The sequence below is a fragment of the Klebsiella sp. CB_Kp196 genome (genome assembly GCF_040061575.1).
In the GTDB taxonomy this organism is placed as follows: Bacteria; Pseudomonadota; Gammaproteobacteria; order Enterobacterales; family Enterobacteriaceae; genus Klebsiella; species Klebsiella michiganensis.
On the sequence record NZ_JBEAFH010000045.1, the window covers coordinates 70580 to 85483 of the forward strand.

Here is a 14904-nt window from a genome sequence, read left to right on the forward strand (position 1 = left end):
CCACTCGTTCCCGTCGTTTTCTTCTCCTTCACCTGCCTTTATACTGCTCGCTATGTCCTCTACCGATAATAAAAAATGAAATACCTCTATTTACTGCTGGTGATGGCAAGCGTCGCCGCAGGCGCCATGGAACCCGGCAGCCAGTACAAACCGCTGGCCGAAGCGGGCGACCCGCGCGCACAGTACTACCTGGCCGACACTTACGTCAGCTTCGGCGATTTTCCGCAGGCTGAATACTGGGCGCAGAAAGCGGCAGACAAGGGCGACGGCGATGCGCTGGCGCTGCTGGCTCAGCTCAAAATCCGCAATCCGCAGCAGGCCGACTACCGCCAGGCGAAAGCGCTGGCGGAAAAGTCGGTGCAGACCGGCAGTAGGGCGGGAGAAATTGTCCTCGCCCGGGTGCTGGTGAACCAGCAGGCCGGTACGCCGAACTATCCGCACGCCATCTCCCTGTTACAGCATGCCGCCCAGGATCCGGAAAGCGATTCAGCCGTCGACGCCCAGATGCTGCTGGGGCTGATCTACGCCAGCGGCGTTCATCCCCCGGAAGATGACGTAAAGGCGACGCAGTATTTTAAAGAGAGCTCTGCCCTCTCCCGCACCGGCTACGCTGAATACTGGGCCGGGATGCTTTTCCAGCAGGGGGAAAAAGGCTTTATCGAACCCAACAAGCAGAAAGCGCTGCACTGGCTCAACGTCAGCTGTCAGGAGGGGTTTGATACCGGCTGTGAAGAGTTCGACAGGATCAGTAAAAGATAAGAAAAAGCCCGGTGCGATGTCACCGGGCTTTCTGTTTTATTGCGCCGTTTTATCAAATTTTCCCAGCACTTCACGCTCGTACGCCAGCGCTTTTTTGCGGTCAAACTTGTGTTCCCATTTGGCGATAACCAGCACCGCCAGCGCGTTGCCCACCACGTTCAGCGCGGTACGCGCCATATCGAGGATACGGTCAACGCCGGCGATAAACGCCAGACCTTCCAGCGGAATGCCCACGCTGCCCAGCGTCGCCAGCAGCACCACGAAGGAGACGCCCGGTACGCCGGCAATCCCTTTCGACGTCACCATCAGCGTCAGCACAAGGGTAATTTCCTGCCAGATGGAGAGGTCGATACCGTACAGCTGGGCAATAAAGATCGCCGCAATGCTCTGATACAGCGTTGAGCCATCAAGGTTAAAGGAGTAGCCGGTCGGCACCACGAAGCTGGTGATTGACGCCGGCGCGCCATAGGCTTCCATCTTCTCAATAATCCGCGGCAGCACGCTCTCGGAGCTGGCGGTAGAATAGGCCAGAATTAGCTCATCCTTCAGAATGCGGATCAGGGTCCAGATGCTCAGTCCGCACACCCGCGCCACGATGCCTAATACCACCAGCGCAAAGAACAGAATGGCGAAATAAACCAGAATCACCAGCTTCGCCAGCGGCCACAGCGAGGCGAAGCCGAAGGTCGCCACGGTCACCGAAATCAGCGCGAACACGCCCACCGGCGCATAGCGCATGACCATGTGCGTCACTTTGAACATGGTTTCAGAGATAGAGCGGAACACCGTTACCAGCGGTTCGCGATGGGTGGCGGGCAGCGAGGAGAGGCCCAGACCAAACAGCACCGAGAAGAAGATGATCGGCAGCATATCGCCTTTCGCCATCGAGGCCACGATATTGGTCGGGACCAGCGAGAGGATCGTGCCCATCAGGCCATGCGCGTGGCTCTGCACTTCCGCCGTGGTGTTTTGATATTTCGAAATATCCACCGCCGCCAGCTGCGACATATCGATTCCGCTCCCCGGCTGGAAGACGTTAGCCAGAGTAATCCCCAGCACGATCGCCACCGTGGTGATCACTTCAAAATAGATAATGGTCTTCGCGCCGATACGGCCCAGCTGCTTCGCATCGCCCACGCCCGCAATACCGACCACCAGGGTCGAGATGACGATCGGTACGACGATCATTTTAATCAGATGGATAAAGATATCGCCTGCCGGAGTCAGCAGGTTTGAGATTAACCAGTCACGGCTTTCGGCATGGTAATGCAGGTAACTGCCCAGAAGTATGCCCAGCACCAGAGCCAGCAAAATTTGCCAGGCCAGGCTGACTTTTGTTTTTTTCTTCACTACAGACTTCCTCGATGAAAAGCGCCATTCCGGGAGGTAATGGCACCCACTGAAAGGGGTATGAATTGTGTTGCGTTGCTTTATAGGGTTATTTAACGCGCAATATCAGTATCATTTGCACGGCATGCTGCGCAAGTCTTTAAGAACAGCGGTTTACTCTGGTTTTATGCATAAACCCGCTAATATCCCCACCTTATGTTGCATAAGTATTTGTTATAAAAAATATTTAATATATTCATTTTCTATAAATCCACTTCAGAAATTATTTCATATCAAAGTTTCATTTGATTGCTTTTCATTCAATTTAATTATTGCGTGATCTGCCCCCCAAATAGCAAACAAAGCCGCCAAAGCCCCTACTATTAACGTTTATTTGACATATATTTAACAACCTACAGGAGAAAAAAAGCCATGAGCCAAATACATAAACACTCTATTCCCGCTAATATTGCGGAACGTTGCCTGATTAACCCGGAACAGTACCAGGCGCAGTATCAGCAGTCCGTCACCGAACCTGACGCCTTCTGGGGCGAGCAGGGCAAAATCCTTGACTGGATAAAACCCTATACGCGCGTGAAAAACACCTCGTTCGCGCCGGGCAATATTTCCATTAAGTGGTATGAAGACGGTACGCTGAACCTCGCCGCTAACTGCCTCGATCGCCATCTGGCGGAGCGCGGCGACCAGACGGCCATCATCTGGGAAGGCGACGATGCCAGCCAGAGCAAAAACATCACTTATCGCGAGCTACATCGCGATGTCTGCCGCTTTGCCAACGTCCTGCTCGATCTGGGCATTAAAAAGGGCGATGTCGTGGCTATCTATATGCCGATGGTGCCGGAAGCGGCGGTAGCCATGCTGGCCTGCGCGCGCATCGGCGCTATCCATTCGGTCATTTTCGGCGGCTTCTCGCCGGAGGCGGTCGCCGGCCGTATCATCGATTCCAACTCTCGCCTGGTGATCACCTCGGATGAAGGGCTGCGCGCCGGCCGCGCGATCCCGCTGAAGAAGAACGTCGACGACGCGCTAAAAAATCCGAACGTGAAGAGCATCGAAAACGTGGTGGTGTTCAAACGTACCGGCGGCAAAATCGACTGGCAGGAAGGCCGCGATCTGTGGTGGAGCGATCTGATCGAGAAAGCCAGCGCGGAACACCAGCCCGAAGAGATGAACGCCGAAGATCCGCTGTTTATCCTTTATACCTCCGGTTCGACCGGTAAGCCAAAAGGCGTGCTGCACACCACCGGCGGCTACCTGGTCTATGCGGCGTCAACCTTTAAATACGTGTTCGACTATCATCCGGGCGACATCTACTGGTGCACCGCCGACGTCGGTTGGGTCACCGGCCATAGCTACCTGCTCTACGGCCCGCTGGCCTGCGGCGCGACGACGCTGATGTTCGAAGGCGTACCGAACTGGCCGACCCCGGCGCGTATGTGCCAGGTGGTCGATAAGCATCAGGTCAACATTCTTTATACCGCCCCTACGGCGATCCGCGCGCTGATGGCGGAGGGCGATAAGGCCATCGAAGGCACCGACCGCTCTTCCCTGCGCATTCTCGGCTCCGTCGGCGAACCGATTAACCCGGAAGCCTGGGAGTGGTACTGGAAGAAGATCGGCAACGAGAAGTGCCCGGTGATGGACACCTGGTGGCAGACCGAAACCGGCGGCTTTATGATCACCCCGCTGCCCGGCGCTATCGAGCTGAAGGCCGGTTCCGCCACGCGTCCCTTCTTCGGCGTCCAGCCGGTGCTGGTGGATAACGAAGGCGCGCCGCTGGAAGGCGCGACCGAGGGGAACCTGGCGATCGCCGATTCCTGGCCGGGCCAGGCGCGCACGCTGTTTGGCGACCACGAACGCTTCGAACAAACCTACTTCTCCACCTTTAAAAATATGTACTTCAGCGGCGACGGCGCGCGCCGTGACGAAGATGGCTACTACTGGATCACCGGCCGCGTCGATGACGTGCTGAACGTTTCCGGCCACCGTCTGGGTACCGCCGAAATTGAATCGGCGCTGGTGTCGCATCCGAAAATCGCCGAAGCGGCGGTGGTCGGCATTCCGCATAACATCAAAGGCCAGGCCATCTACGCCTACGTGACCCTCAACCATGGCGAAGAGCCGACGCCGGAGCTGTACGCCGAGGTGCGCAACTGGGTACGTAAAGAGATTGGCCCGCTGGCGACGCCGGACGTGCTGCACTGGACCGATTCGTTACCAAAAACCCGTTCGGGCAAAATCATGCGCCGCATTCTGCGCAAAATTGCCGCGGGCGATACCAGTAACCTCGGCGATACCTCAACGCTTGCCGATCCTGGCGTGGTGGAAAAACTGCTCGAAGAGAAGCAGGCCATCGCTATGCCATCGTAAACCAACGATCCCCTACACCCTCTCCCCACCAGGGGAGAGGATATAATTACGACTCCCCAAGGATTTCAGGTAGCAGGAAAGCGGTAAACAGGCTGATTCCCGACAGTTAACTGCCGGGCGGATGAGTGTTGCCGACGACCGGCGCGTGAATGACGAAAGGGAACCTCTGGAGACGCTACGATGAACGAACAGATTTGTCAGCGGATAGAAAATAGTGCGCATTTTAAGGAGCTTGTTGCAGCCCGGCAAAGGTTTGCCGCCATCCTGTCACTGATTATGCTGGTGATTTATGTGGGCTTTATTCTGCTTATCGCCTTCGCCCCCGGCTGGCTGGGCACGCCGCTGCATGCGGGAACCAGCGTCACCCGGGGTATTCCGATTGGTATCGGCGTGATCGTTATCTCTTTCGTCTTAACCGGAATATACGTCTGGCGGGCAAATGGTGAATTTGATCGGCTGACGAAAAGCGTTCTCAGCGAGGTAAAAGCATCATGAAGAAAGTCCTGACGGCGCTCGCCGCCACGCTCCCGTTGACCGTCAATGCCGCGGATGCTCTCACCGGCGCGGTACAGCGCCAGCCGACCAACTGGCAGGCGATTATCATGTTCCTGATTTTCGTCGCCCTGACGCTCTATATCACCTGGTGGGCCTCAAAACGCGTACGTTCGCGCAGCGATTACTACACCGCGGGCGGCAATATCACCGGTTTCCAGAACGGGCTGGCGATTGCCGGCGATTTTATGTCGGCGGCCTCGTTCCTCGGCATTTCCGCGCTGGTTTACACCTCCGGCTACGATGGGCTGATCTACTCGCTCGGTTTCCTCGTCGGCTGGCCGATTATTCTGTTTCTTATCGCCGAACGCCTGCGTAACCTCGGCCGCTACACGTTTGCCGACGTAGCGTCCTATCGTCTTAAGCAGGGGCCGATCCGCACCCTCTCCGCCTGCGGTTCGCTGGTAGTGGTGGCGCTCTATTTGATAGCCCAGATGGTCGGCGCGGGTAAGCTTATCCAGCTGCTGTTCGGCCTCAACTACCACATTGCGGTGGTGCTGGTCGGCGTGCTGATGGTGCTTTACGTCCTCTTTGGCGGCATGCTCGCCACCACCTGGGTGCAGATTATCAAAGCCGTCCTGCTGCTGTTCGGCGCCAGCTTTATGGCCTTTATGGTGATGAAGCACGTCGGCTTCAGCTTCAATAATCTGTTCACCGAAGCGATGGCGGTCCACCCGAAAGGCTCGGCGATTATGAGCCCCGGCGGACTGGTGAAAGACCCGATATCGGCGCTATCGCTAGGCCTCGGGCTGATGTTCGGCACCGCGGGTCTGCCGCATATTCTGATGCGCTTCTTCACCGTGAGCGACGCCAAAGAAGCGCGTAAGAGCGTGTTCTACGCCACCGGCTTTATGGGCTACTTCTATATTCTGACCTTTATCATCGGCTTCGGCGCCATCATGCTGGTGGGGGCGAATCCGGCGTTCAAAGACGCGGCCGGTCAGCTTATCGGCGGTAACAATATGGCGGCGGTGCATCTGGCGGACGCGGTCGGCGGTAACCTGTTCCTCGGCTTTATCTCCGCCGTGGCCTTCGCCACTATTCTGGCGGTGGTCGCTGGCTTGACGCTGGCTGGCGCGTCGGCGGTCTCTCACGACCTGTATGCGAACGTGTTCCGTAAAGGGGCGACCGAGCGTCAGGAGCTGAAGGTGTCGAAGATTACCGTGCTGATCCTCGGCGTGGTGGCGATTCTGCTGGGCATCCTGTTCGAGAATCAGAACATCGCCTTTATGGTCGGCCTCGCGTTCTCCATCGCCGCCAGCTGTAACTTCCCGATTATCCTGCTGTCGATGTACTGGTCGAAGCTGACCACCCGCGGGGCGATGATTGGCGGCTGGCTGGGTCTGCTGACCGCGGTGATTCTGATGATCCTCGGCCCGACCATCTGGGTGCAGATCCTCGGTCACGAAAAGGCGATATTCCCGTATGAATATCCGGCGCTGTTCTCTATCGCCGTGGCCTTTATCGGTATCTGGTTCTTCTCCGCCACCGATAGCTCAGCGGAAGGCGCGCGCGAGCGCGAGCTGTTCCGCGCTCAGTTTATCCGTTCGCAGACCGGTATCGGCATCGAGAAAGGCCAGGCGCATTAATCATTGCCCGTTCCCCGGCCTGCCGGTCGGGGAATATTTTATTGGTAGATAAAGGTTATCGTTCCGCTCGCATTCGCGGTGCCTGGCGTCACGTTAGATCCGGTTTTGTAATAGTTCGCGGTAAACGTCAGGACGTTCGATGCCGCCGCCCCGCCGGGATTATCAGGATCGGTGAATATTGTATAGCTGGCCTCCGAGCCGGGGTTGGTCACAGTCGTTCTTTTCGATTCTGAAAATACCCTGTAGATTGCATTATTCACGATTAATGGTGTGTTATAAAGATTCAGCTGTACTCCAACGCCGGTCGCTACGTTTTCGCCGGACGTTAACGCAATAACGGTATGATCGGAATTATCACCCTCCGCTTCTGGCGCCGTAACGCGCATCGCCACGAATGTTCCCGGCTCACAGGTTAGGGTCAGCGTTTGCTGAGCTGAGCCAGCTTTGTTAGAAAGATTAAACTCACTTGTTTTCACTGAGCCCATTTGGAAATTCAGCGCGGTCGAATCAACCGAACACCCCATCGGGGTCAGCTGGATTTTTGTCGAGCCCGTCACGTGCAGCTGGGAAATAGCCATCGTTCCGTCAAGATCCAGAATAGAAACCGTGGAAATCGGATCGGCCAGCGTCAGCGTGCTGTTACTGGCAATAGCTCCCCCCGTTGCCACAAGCTGGACCTGGTACGTTGGCGCATAATATGTGCTTGCCTTGTCATCAAAAGATCCATTAGGTTTTCCCAGATACAAGTCTGCATCACCGATATGATGAACGCTGTAGTCAGCATTAAAATCATCGTTATCACCACCATATTCACCCGTGATATTGAGCCAGAATTTGACGCGAATACCGATACCCTGCACGGAGGTCGAGTAGATGTTATCCCCCACTAAGGTGCCCGCATTCCCCGAGCTCCATCCGAACAGTGCATATAACCAACCCCGACAATCCGTAATGGAGGTGGTTGGATGCGTTATCTGCCCTGAATCATAAAGGATGGTCCCCGCCGAGTAGCTACCAGCATTAACCAGTATCTGTGGAGGTAAATTAGTTAAAGCGATATCGCCCGAGTTTGCACCCGTTTGGCATGCCCAACTGTAAGCCGGTAATAAGCAGGCCAGCAGCAATAAAATTAACGTCTTCATAGTTCTTCCCTGGCGAAAATAGATCATTTATAGGCAACATTGAACGTGACCGTATAGGAGACACTGCCCGCCGTCACCCGACCATTCGGCGTATACATTCTTGCGATCATATTAAAAACATGTTCAGTGCCATCAGTGAAAAAATAGGTATAGCTATCACCTGGTCCCAGGTTTTTCTGGTCCACCGCGCTTTGCAACTGTAGCCACACGTCCTGAGCACCAGAAAAAAGCTCATTCATATATACATTGATATCGTTGCCAACAAATACAATACCGCTAAACATTAGCGTCACTGACGCCGTACCCTTTGAGCAATTATCAAAGGCGATTGAAACTATCTTAGCCGCGCTACTCGCGCCCGGTTTACCGCTCAAACTTTGATAGGAAACCGTTCCTAAATCGATAGCGCTGGAGGGTTTTACCGATACCTCACATACGGGCTCTTCAATCTTACCGGTGATATTGAAATTAACAGTACTATTGGCGTCATAAGCCCAGGCTGGCCTTACAAACATCAACGCAAGTCCGATAGTGATAATAAATACCTCGAACGATTTCATTAATCGCCCGCCATTATTTACCCTCATTAATTCCATTCTTAATTTATGTATCAAGGCAATCATCCAGTTATTCATCATCGGCAATCCGCTGCATAAAAAACGATATCATCAACCGATTTATTGGTGGATAAATCATAGTTAACATAGCATTGGCTATTTTTGCTATCACCCCACTTCACAAATAACCGGCCTTTTTCAGATAGCCCGGTCAGATAGGCCTGTCCGGAATCCCCTACGATAGTGCTGCGTTTTTCTTGAGGTTGCTGGCTTGCATCATCTAATGTAATAACGGCGCCAAAAGGGACCTCTTTATTATTAAAACGCAAAGTCATCATCGCTTTATAGCCAATCCAGGTATTATATTTAACTTTTACAATCGCATTACGCGTCGGGACCACCGTTTTGGCAATATTATCGATTTCCGCTCCCGAGACCTGCTGTTCATCAAGAGAGAGATTATTTTCATGGTAGGGTCGTACGAAGGGTACAACGGCGTATCCGGCAGAGTCGGTCATCACGTTAGTCTGCCCGCGCACCGCAATATTGCTGACGCCAGGCGCTTCAACCAGCGCAACGCTTTCGCCCAGATAGCGTGACAGCGTTATTCCACTGGAATGGGCCAGCATCCCACCGCGTAGCGAGTAATTATAGTGGGCGCTATAGCTGTCATACCCGTATCCCGCGGTGACTTCACCTTTTGAACCCTGATAGTTGAGATTGACGTTGCCGGAAGTCCTTTTAGCGCTGGCATTGTAACCCTCCTGCATATTCCAGTTCAGAGAACGGTCCGCAAAAGCCGAACCGCTTAAACCCAGGCTATGGGTCGTGTCGCCCATCCGGCTGCTGTTCATATTGTAGCTGGCCGAGATATCCGCACCAAAAGGCACGCTCACCGTGAGTGAAATAAGGTTATCGCTGATCTGAGAACTATCGCTATTCTGGCCTGAACTCTGGACATTTCGACTATAGGAATAGTTAATGAAATAGGAAATGCGGCCAATGGTATTGCTGTAGCTCACGCCCAACGACTCCATGCGTGAATTATCCCAATAAGATTCACTGACCAAAGAGAAGGAGAGTGAACCATACCCTGAGAGAGTCTGAGAGGCTGAAGCGTCAAAACGATCTTTAGTCCGCCCCGTTGATGAACAGCACCCGCTATGCGCATTCGACCTATCAATAAAATTCTGCAGAGAATAATAGCCATGGGTTGAATAACGATACCCGGCAACGGAGAAGTTGGTTCCCGTCTGCGGAATATCTTTGCTAAAGCGCACGCGATAAGATTGCCCTTCGCTGGATGACGTGTGATTCGACGTTGGCGTCTCTTTTATATCCGCCCGGGACTGGGACGCATCGAGGGAGAGCGCGCCGATCGTGCCCAGGTTAAGCCCGGCGCCCAGGATAACATTACTGTATTTGTTCTCCAGCTGCTGAAAACCGCTATACAGCGTGACGTTGCTCGATGCTCCCCAGGCAATGTTAGATTGCAGGAAGCTATATTCTTTTCCGCCGGAACTCCCCGAACGCGTTTTACCGCTGCTCAGGGCGTAATCTATCTGGCCCTCGCGCTGCAAAATCGCCAGCGAAGCAAAAGGCACCACAAAGCTCTGTTCACTGCCATCGGACTCTTTTACCGTCACATTCAGATCGCCCGCGCTCCCGGTTGGGTAAAGATCGTTTATTTCAAACGCGCCAGGGGGAACCGTTGTTTTATAAATGCTGTATCCGTTCTGATAGACCGTCACGTCGGCGGTGGTGCGGGCGATACCTTTAATGACCGGCGCAAAACCATTCATGCTATCCGGCAGCATCTCTTTATCTGAGTTCAGCTGTAGCCCGGTGAAGCTAATACTGTCGAACACGCTTGATGACGTATAGGTCTGACCCAGGATCAGCTGGCCTTTCAGGGCCTGGATATCACGTGAAATATAGCTGTAGACCGAGTCCCACTGGTTGCCGTCATCATTATGGTTGAGAGTACTGTAGTTCCGTAAACGCCACGGCCCGACGTTTAAACCCGGCTGCAGGCTCACAAACTGGCTGGACGTCGCTTCGCCGCCGTGCCGCGGATCGGTCTTTTGCCCGGAGAGATTATAGTTAAGTAGCCCCGCGGTAATACCCTGTTGCCACCGGCTTTCAGGGACATATCCCCGCGGATGATGCATCACCGCGACCTGAGGCACGTTAAAATCAACGCGCTGTTGTGAAAGTAATACCGTGGTTCCCCATCCAGGGATTGCGGATAGTCGGGCACAGCGGGAACCCGCGACCGTGAGCTCGGGATAATTTTCCGTTTTGATTGACCACGCTTTCAGATGCGCGACGCTGATACAGGGTGAAGAAGCGTCACGATCTTCACTCTGTTGCGTGAAGCTGATTGATTCGGAAGCAATAAATTCGTCGTTAATATAAACATCAAGGTTATATTCGCCCGGCGGGACGGTTTCCTGGGAAATATAGCTCAGGTCGACGGCCGTTGTACCGGTTTCATTGACCTCCAGCAGGTGAGGATTGAAATACTCACCTGCGATAGCGGGTAACGGGATAGTGATAAAGCAGGAAATAATGGCAACGTAGCCACGTTTCAACAGGAATGTAAAATTCTGTCCAACGTTATTGAATGATGGCGGTATATTTTGGTCCCGGCATTCCATAGTCATTGATCACGCTCCATGTGATTTTCTTTTTCCCTGGTGAAGATGTGTTTGCTACCGGTATTTTTATGGTTGAAAAAGGCGCAACAAACCATGCTTCAGGAACTGACTTACCATTAACCGTAATATCAGAAAAGTTCATATATAATGGCGAGGGGTTTTTAACTTTAATATCTCTGCCTTCAGCAGACCACTGCAGTTTTTCGGCAAACTTTTCCGGTATGGCATTTTTTAATGCCGCTGGTCGAAAAATAAGTTTAATCCGCGAGTTAATGGCAAACTGCACCATGTTTTTGTCCGGCGCGCTATCCATAGCGGGAATACCTTTAATATTCAGCCAAAACATCGACTCTCGCTCTTCGGGCAGCGGTTTACCTGAGCGGAGGATTCGGACAAACCCTTGTTCGCCGGCCTTCAGGCGAAACAGCGGAGGGGTGGTAATAAAGGAATCTTTTGCTGGTGATGCCTCATCCACAATCGCGATCCAGGACTGTACGATATTTGTCACGTTATCCTTATTTTGCACAGAGACCGTCGCCGCCTTTTGGGTACCATCGAATATGACTCGCGTGCCCCCCACCACCACGCTGGCCTGTGCGACAGACATGCAGGAAAAAAAACAGATTAAGTAAGCTAATTTTTTCATGGTAGAGTCCAGGAAGGGAAAGCGGCGAGCTTTCCCTTTTGTCGGTTTATATGACGCTAAATTAATAGTAGGTAACGTTGTAAGTCACGGTTGTCTGCACCGCCCCTTTGGTGGGAGCATCCGCGCCAGATTTAGCCAGTTTGACGGTAAAAGGAATGGTCGCGGTGCCGGAGGTAATATCGACGTCAGCACCTTCCGTATTGTTCTTCAGCAGGGCACCCTTGTTGTCAAAAATCGCCACCGCAACGCCGGTAGCGGGTGAGTCTGTCGCCTGGTTCCTGAAGTAATCGCTATTCGTCGTGTCCGCTTCGCCACCAAACGTCACTTTGGCCACACTGGTACCGCCGTCTGTAGTCTTAGGGCATCCAGTTAAAGTGAAAGAAAAACTCTTCGCCGCACCGTAGATATTCGCATCCAGATCGGCTACCGATGAGGTCCCCATATCAATGGACGAAACGCCATTATCGATAGTGGCTGTACAGGTAGTGTCGGAGACCTTACCCTTAAAAATAATGGTATTCGCGGCCTGAGACAGATTAACCAGAGAGCAGCCGGCAGATAAGGCTAATATTTTGGCAAGCGTTTTGGTACTGAAGTTCATTGGTATTCCCCTTTTTATTAAGATTAACAATCAATCCATCAATTGTTTTATGGCGTCTATTAGAGAATGAAGCCAGACATCAGCTAAAACTATAAGCCGATAATATGCATGGGGAGTGAGTAACCTGCATTTAATATTACTAACCTATAAATACAAGAGCTTTAGTTCCACATGAATCCATTCAATAATAAAAGCTCACGTCAATAAGGTATCTAAAATCGAGACTATTCTCAATAACCATATGTGAATCATCTCAAATGAATAATAACTTTGAACCAATCAATACAAAATATATATTATAAATAACCAAATAAAATCATAGCGTTAAACATTAAACTTATTCATAAAAAATATCATTTCACATATTCACATTCTTCATTAATATCAAAAAAACCTCAAATTGAAACATTTAATTACAATTTAAGAGGGGGACAAATAAGGATAAAACCTATGATACCATCGGATTATCTTACAAATACGAATATTTAATTAACCGTTCATCTCGATAAGATGAAATGACTATTCATATGAGTATAAATAGTCGTGAGATATGGAAAAGTACCTTAGCGAGTATGCGTTGATTAATTAAAAAGGGGTTCAGAACATGGCCCATCTCACCAGCGGCGCGGCCAGCACCATCACCACTCCGGATAGCATCATCACCAGGCTGGCGACCACGCCCTCCTGAGGGCCAAGCTCGTAGGATCGTGCGGTACCCGCGCCGTGCGATGCGGCACCCAATCCGGCCCCTTTTGCCATACCTTCGCGAATAGAAAGACGCAGAAACAGTACATCCCCTACCGCCATCCCGAATACCCCGGTGACCACGACAAACAGAGCGACTAAATCTGGCTGGCCGCCCAGCGGTTTGGCTGCCGCCAGCGCAAAGGGGGTGGTAACGGAGCGTACCGCCAGGCTGCGCTGGATCTCATCAGGCAAGGTAAATAATCGCGCCAGCCACACCGAACTGGTCACCGCGACAACCGAGGCGGTAGTGACGCCAGCCGTCAGTGACATCCAGTGGCGTTTAATAATCGCCAGGTTGTCGTATACCGGCACGGCAAAGGCGATCGTCGCCGGGCCCAGCAGCCACAGCAGCCAGTGCGTCTCCCCCATATAGCGTTGATAAGAGATATGGCCGAATACCAGCATCATGACCAACAGGATCGGGGTGAAAACCAGCGGCATCAGCGGCAGTTTATGGAAGCGGCGATAAAGCCGCTTGTTGGCAAAATAGAGTCCCAGCGTGACAAGAAGGCACAGGAGGCTCAGCTGAAAATCACTCATGTTTCATCCTGCTGACTTCATAGCGATACACTTTATCAACCACCCATGCCGTGGCGCCCAACACCATCGTAGTGCTCAAGCCAATCACCAGAAAGATACGCCAGCCATCAACCATCAGCAGCTGCGCGTAGTTGACGACCGCCACCACCGCCGGTACGAAAAACAGCAGCATCTCCGCCAGCAGCCAGCGGGCTCCGGCGCGTACCCAGTTTAAAGGAATGACCCGGCAGACGATCAGCGCCAGCATCATCAGCATGCCCACCAGATTCGCCGGAAGCGGCAGGTGCAGCCAGTTAACTAAATATTCAGCGCAGACGAACAGTCCGGCGTAGATCAGGACCTGAACCGGTACCTGAAGACGTTGCATAACGAAGGGCGTCACGCGAGCTGGCGCAAAGGCCATGAGCGGTATTCCTGAAAAAGAAGACAGGCGTGCAGTATAGAGAGCCGCCCGGCGCGGCAGAAATGAATTAAAATCATCACAGGTATAGTCTCAGGGAATAATTATGGATATCCGAACGCTGCGTTATTTTGTCGAAGTGGTTCGCCAGCAAAGCTTTACCCGCGCGGCGGAGAAACTGTTCGTCACGCAGCCCACCATCAGCAAGATGCTTAAAAACCTTGAAGATGAGCTGAACTGCACGCTGCTGATCCGCGACGGTCGCAGGCTGCTGCTGACCGATACCGGACGCGTGGTTTTCGAGCGCGGGCAGGCCATCCTTGGCGAATTTCACCAGCTGGAGTCGGAGCTGAGCGATATTAATCATCTGCACAAAGGCGTACTGCGTCTCGGGATCCCGCCGATGGTCGGCATGCTGATGGCCGAGCCGATTAGCCGCTTTCGCCAGCGCTATGCGGGTATCGAGTTGAAAATCTCCGAGTTTGGCGGATTGACCGTGCAGCAGGCGGTCAGCAACGGCGAACTGGATTTAGCCATGACGGCGCTTCCGGTTGATGAGGCCAGCGGTCTGACGACGCTATCTCTGTTCAGCCATCCGCTCTGCGTACTGACGCCGAGAACGGCACAATGGGAGGGCCTCAGGTCATTGTCGCCGCAGGCGCTCGCCGCGCATCCGCTGGTGATTTACAACGAGGATTTCGCCCTCAGCCAGCAGCTGATGCGGCTGTTTGCTCAGCATGATGTTAAGCCGCGCATCGCCGTGCGCAGCGGACAGTGGGATTTTCTGGCCGCCATGGTCCAGGCGGGGATTGGCATCGCGATTTTGCCGGAGCCGATTTGCCAGCGCCTCGACCCGCAGAGCTTTTGCTGGATGCCGTTGCAGAGCGATCTGCGCTGGGAGCTGGGGATGATTTGGCGGGAAGGCGTTTATCTGTCGCACAGCGCACGAGCGTGGCTGGAGTGCAGTAAGGCGTTCTGGCTGAAGTAAGTC

Annotated in this window: 13 protein-coding genes; 5 read left to right on the top strand and 8 right to left on the bottom strand. The window is 53.1% G+C overall.

What is annotated here, in order from left to right; genetic code table 11:
• Window positions 1-75 precede the first annotated feature (75 nt).
• On the top strand, window positions 76-759 hold the full coding sequence (locus ABLU87_RS14255) for a tetratricopeptide repeat protein (protein WP_014837150.1): 684 nt from the start codon (window positions 76-78) through the stop codon (window positions 757-759).
• Between the two features lie 36 nt (window positions 760-795).
• Here ABLU87_RS14255 and gltP read toward each other — a convergent pair whose 3' ends face one another.
• Window positions 796-2109 carry a glutamate/aspartate:proton symporter GltP gene (gene gltP / locus ABLU87_RS14260; protein ID WP_004109428.1) on the bottom strand — a complete coding sequence of 438 codons (1314 nt, stop codon included), beginning with the start codon at window positions 2107-2109 and terminating at the stop codon, window positions 796-798.
• Window positions 2110-2520: 411 nt separating this feature from the next.
• On the opposite strand from gltP, the gene acs reads away from it, so the two are divergent.
• The 3 genes from acs to actP all read left to right on the top strand — a co-directional run bounded on the left by acs (window position 2521) and on the right by actP (window position 6620).
• Window positions 2521-4479, top strand: a complete 1959-nt coding sequence (gene acs, locus ABLU87_RS14265; RefSeq protein WP_047724829.1) for an acetate--CoA ligase — start codon at window positions 2521-2523, stop codon at window positions 4477-4479.
• Between the two features lie 180 nt (window positions 4480-4659).
• Window positions 4660-4974, top strand: coding sequence for a DUF485 domain-containing protein (locus tag ABLU87_RS14270; protein WP_025107683.1), 315 nt, complete (start codon window positions 4660-4662; stop codon window positions 4972-4974).
• Complete coding sequence (actP, locus tag ABLU87_RS14275) at window positions 4971-6620, top strand: cation/acetate symporter ActP (RefSeq protein ID WP_025107684.1); 1650 nt, start codon at window positions 4971-4973, stop codon at window positions 6618-6620. The genes ABLU87_RS14270 and actP overlap by 4 nt, the downstream gene beginning before the upstream one ends.
• 38 nt (window positions 6621-6658) lie before the next feature.
• On the opposite strand, the gene ABLU87_RS14280 is transcribed toward actP, so the two are convergent.
• The 7 genes from ABLU87_RS14280 to ABLU87_RS14310 form a co-directional block, all read right to left on the bottom strand.
• Window positions 6659-7762 carry a type 1 fimbrial protein gene (locus tag ABLU87_RS14280; RefSeq protein ID WP_025107685.1) on the bottom strand — a complete coding sequence of 368 codons (1104 nt, stop codon included), beginning with the start codon at window positions 7760-7762 and terminating at the stop codon, window positions 6659-6661.
• Window positions 7763-7785: 23 nt separating this feature from the next.
• Window positions 7786-8400 carry a fimbrial protein gene (locus ABLU87_RS14285; protein WP_077267615.1) on the bottom strand — a complete coding sequence of 205 codons (615 nt, stop codon included), beginning with the start codon at window positions 8398-8400 and terminating at the stop codon, window positions 7786-7788.
• On the bottom strand, window positions 8397-10985 hold the full coding sequence (locus ABLU87_RS14290; protein ID WP_047724832.1) for a fimbria/pilus outer membrane usher protein: 2589 nt from the start codon (window positions 10983-10985) through the stop codon (window positions 8397-8399). The genes ABLU87_RS14285 and ABLU87_RS14290 overlap by 4 nt, the downstream gene beginning before the upstream one ends.
• Entirely contained in the window at window positions 10939-11625 is a 687-nt protein-coding gene (locus tag ABLU87_RS14295) for a fimbrial assembly chaperone (RefSeq protein WP_049083118.1), read from the bottom strand. Before ABLU87_RS14295 ends, ABLU87_RS14290 begins: the two co-directional genes overlap by 47 nt.
• 61 nt (window positions 11626-11686) lie before the next feature.
• A complete protein-coding gene (locus ABLU87_RS14300; protein ID WP_049079196.1) occupies window positions 11687-12226 on the bottom strand; it encodes a fimbrial protein in 540 nt (179 codons plus the stop codon).
• Window positions 12227-12823: 597 nt separating this feature from the next.
• The gene (locus ABLU87_RS14305) at window positions 12824-13513 is read right to left on the bottom strand and encodes an LrgB family protein (RefSeq protein WP_046876820.1); all 690 of its coding nucleotides are present in this window, start codon (window positions 13511-13513) and stop codon (window positions 12824-12826) included.
• Window positions 13506-13916, bottom strand: coding sequence for a CidA/LrgA family protein (locus tag ABLU87_RS14310; RefSeq protein ID WP_004097823.1), 411 nt, complete (start codon window positions 13914-13916; stop codon window positions 13506-13508). Before ABLU87_RS14310 ends, ABLU87_RS14305 begins: the two co-directional genes overlap by 8 nt.
• Window positions 13917-14019: 103 nt before the next feature.
• On the opposite strand from ABLU87_RS14310, the gene ABLU87_RS14315 reads away from it, so the two are divergent.
• A complete protein-coding gene (locus tag ABLU87_RS14315) occupies window positions 14020-14901 on the top strand; it encodes a LysR family transcriptional regulator (protein WP_025107691.1) in 882 nt (293 codons plus the stop codon).
• The last annotated feature ends 3 nt before the right edge of the window (window positions 14902-14904 follow it).

What these genes read in the sequence shown, in the direction of transcription:
- ABLU87_RS14255 (WP_014837150.1), top strand. Translation starts at nt 76, where the DNA reads ATGAAATACCTCTATTTACTGCTGGTGATGGCAAGCGTCGCCGCAGGC.
- acs (WP_047724829.1), top strand. Translation starts at nt 2,521, where the DNA reads ATGAGCCAAATACATAAACACTCTATTCCCGCTAATATTGCGGAACGT.
- ABLU87_RS14270 (WP_025107683.1), top strand. Translation starts at nt 4,660, where the DNA reads ATGAACGAACAGATTTGTCAGCGGATAGAAAATAGTGCGCATTTTAAG.
- actP (WP_025107684.1), top strand. Translation starts at nt 4,971, where the DNA reads ATGAAGAAAGTCCTGACGGCGCTCGCCGCCACGCTCCCGTTGACCGTC.
- ABLU87_RS14280 (WP_025107685.1), bottom strand. Translation starts at nt 7,762, where the DNA reads ATGAAGACGTTAATTTTATTGCTGCTGGCCTGCTTATTACCGGCTTAC.
- ABLU87_RS14285 (WP_077267615.1), bottom strand. Translation starts at nt 8,400, where the DNA reads ATGATGAATAACTGGATGATTGCCTTGATACATAAATTAAGAATGGAA.
- ABLU87_RS14290 (WP_047724832.1), bottom strand. Translation starts at nt 10,985, where the DNA reads ATGACTATGGAATGCCGGGACCAAAATATACCGCCATCATTCAATAAC.
- ABLU87_RS14295 (WP_049083118.1), bottom strand. Translation starts at nt 11,625, where the DNA reads ATGAAAAAATTAGCTTACTTAATCTGTTTTTTTTCCTGCATGTCTGTC.
- ABLU87_RS14300 (WP_049079196.1), bottom strand. Translation starts at nt 12,226, where the DNA reads ATGAACTTCAGTACCAAAACGCTTGCCAAAATATTAGCCTTATCTGCC.
- ABLU87_RS14305 (WP_046876820.1), bottom strand. Translation starts at nt 13,513, where the DNA reads ATGAGTGATTTTCAGCTGAGCCTCCTGTGCCTTCTTGTCACGCTGGGA.
- ABLU87_RS14310 (WP_004097823.1), bottom strand. Translation starts at nt 13,916, where the DNA reads ATGGCCTTTGCGCCAGCTCGCGTGACGCCCTTCGTTATGCAACGTCTT.
- ABLU87_RS14315 (WP_025107691.1), top strand. Translation starts at nt 14,020, where the DNA reads ATGGATATCCGAACGCTGCGTTATTTTGTCGAAGTGGTTCGCCAGCAA.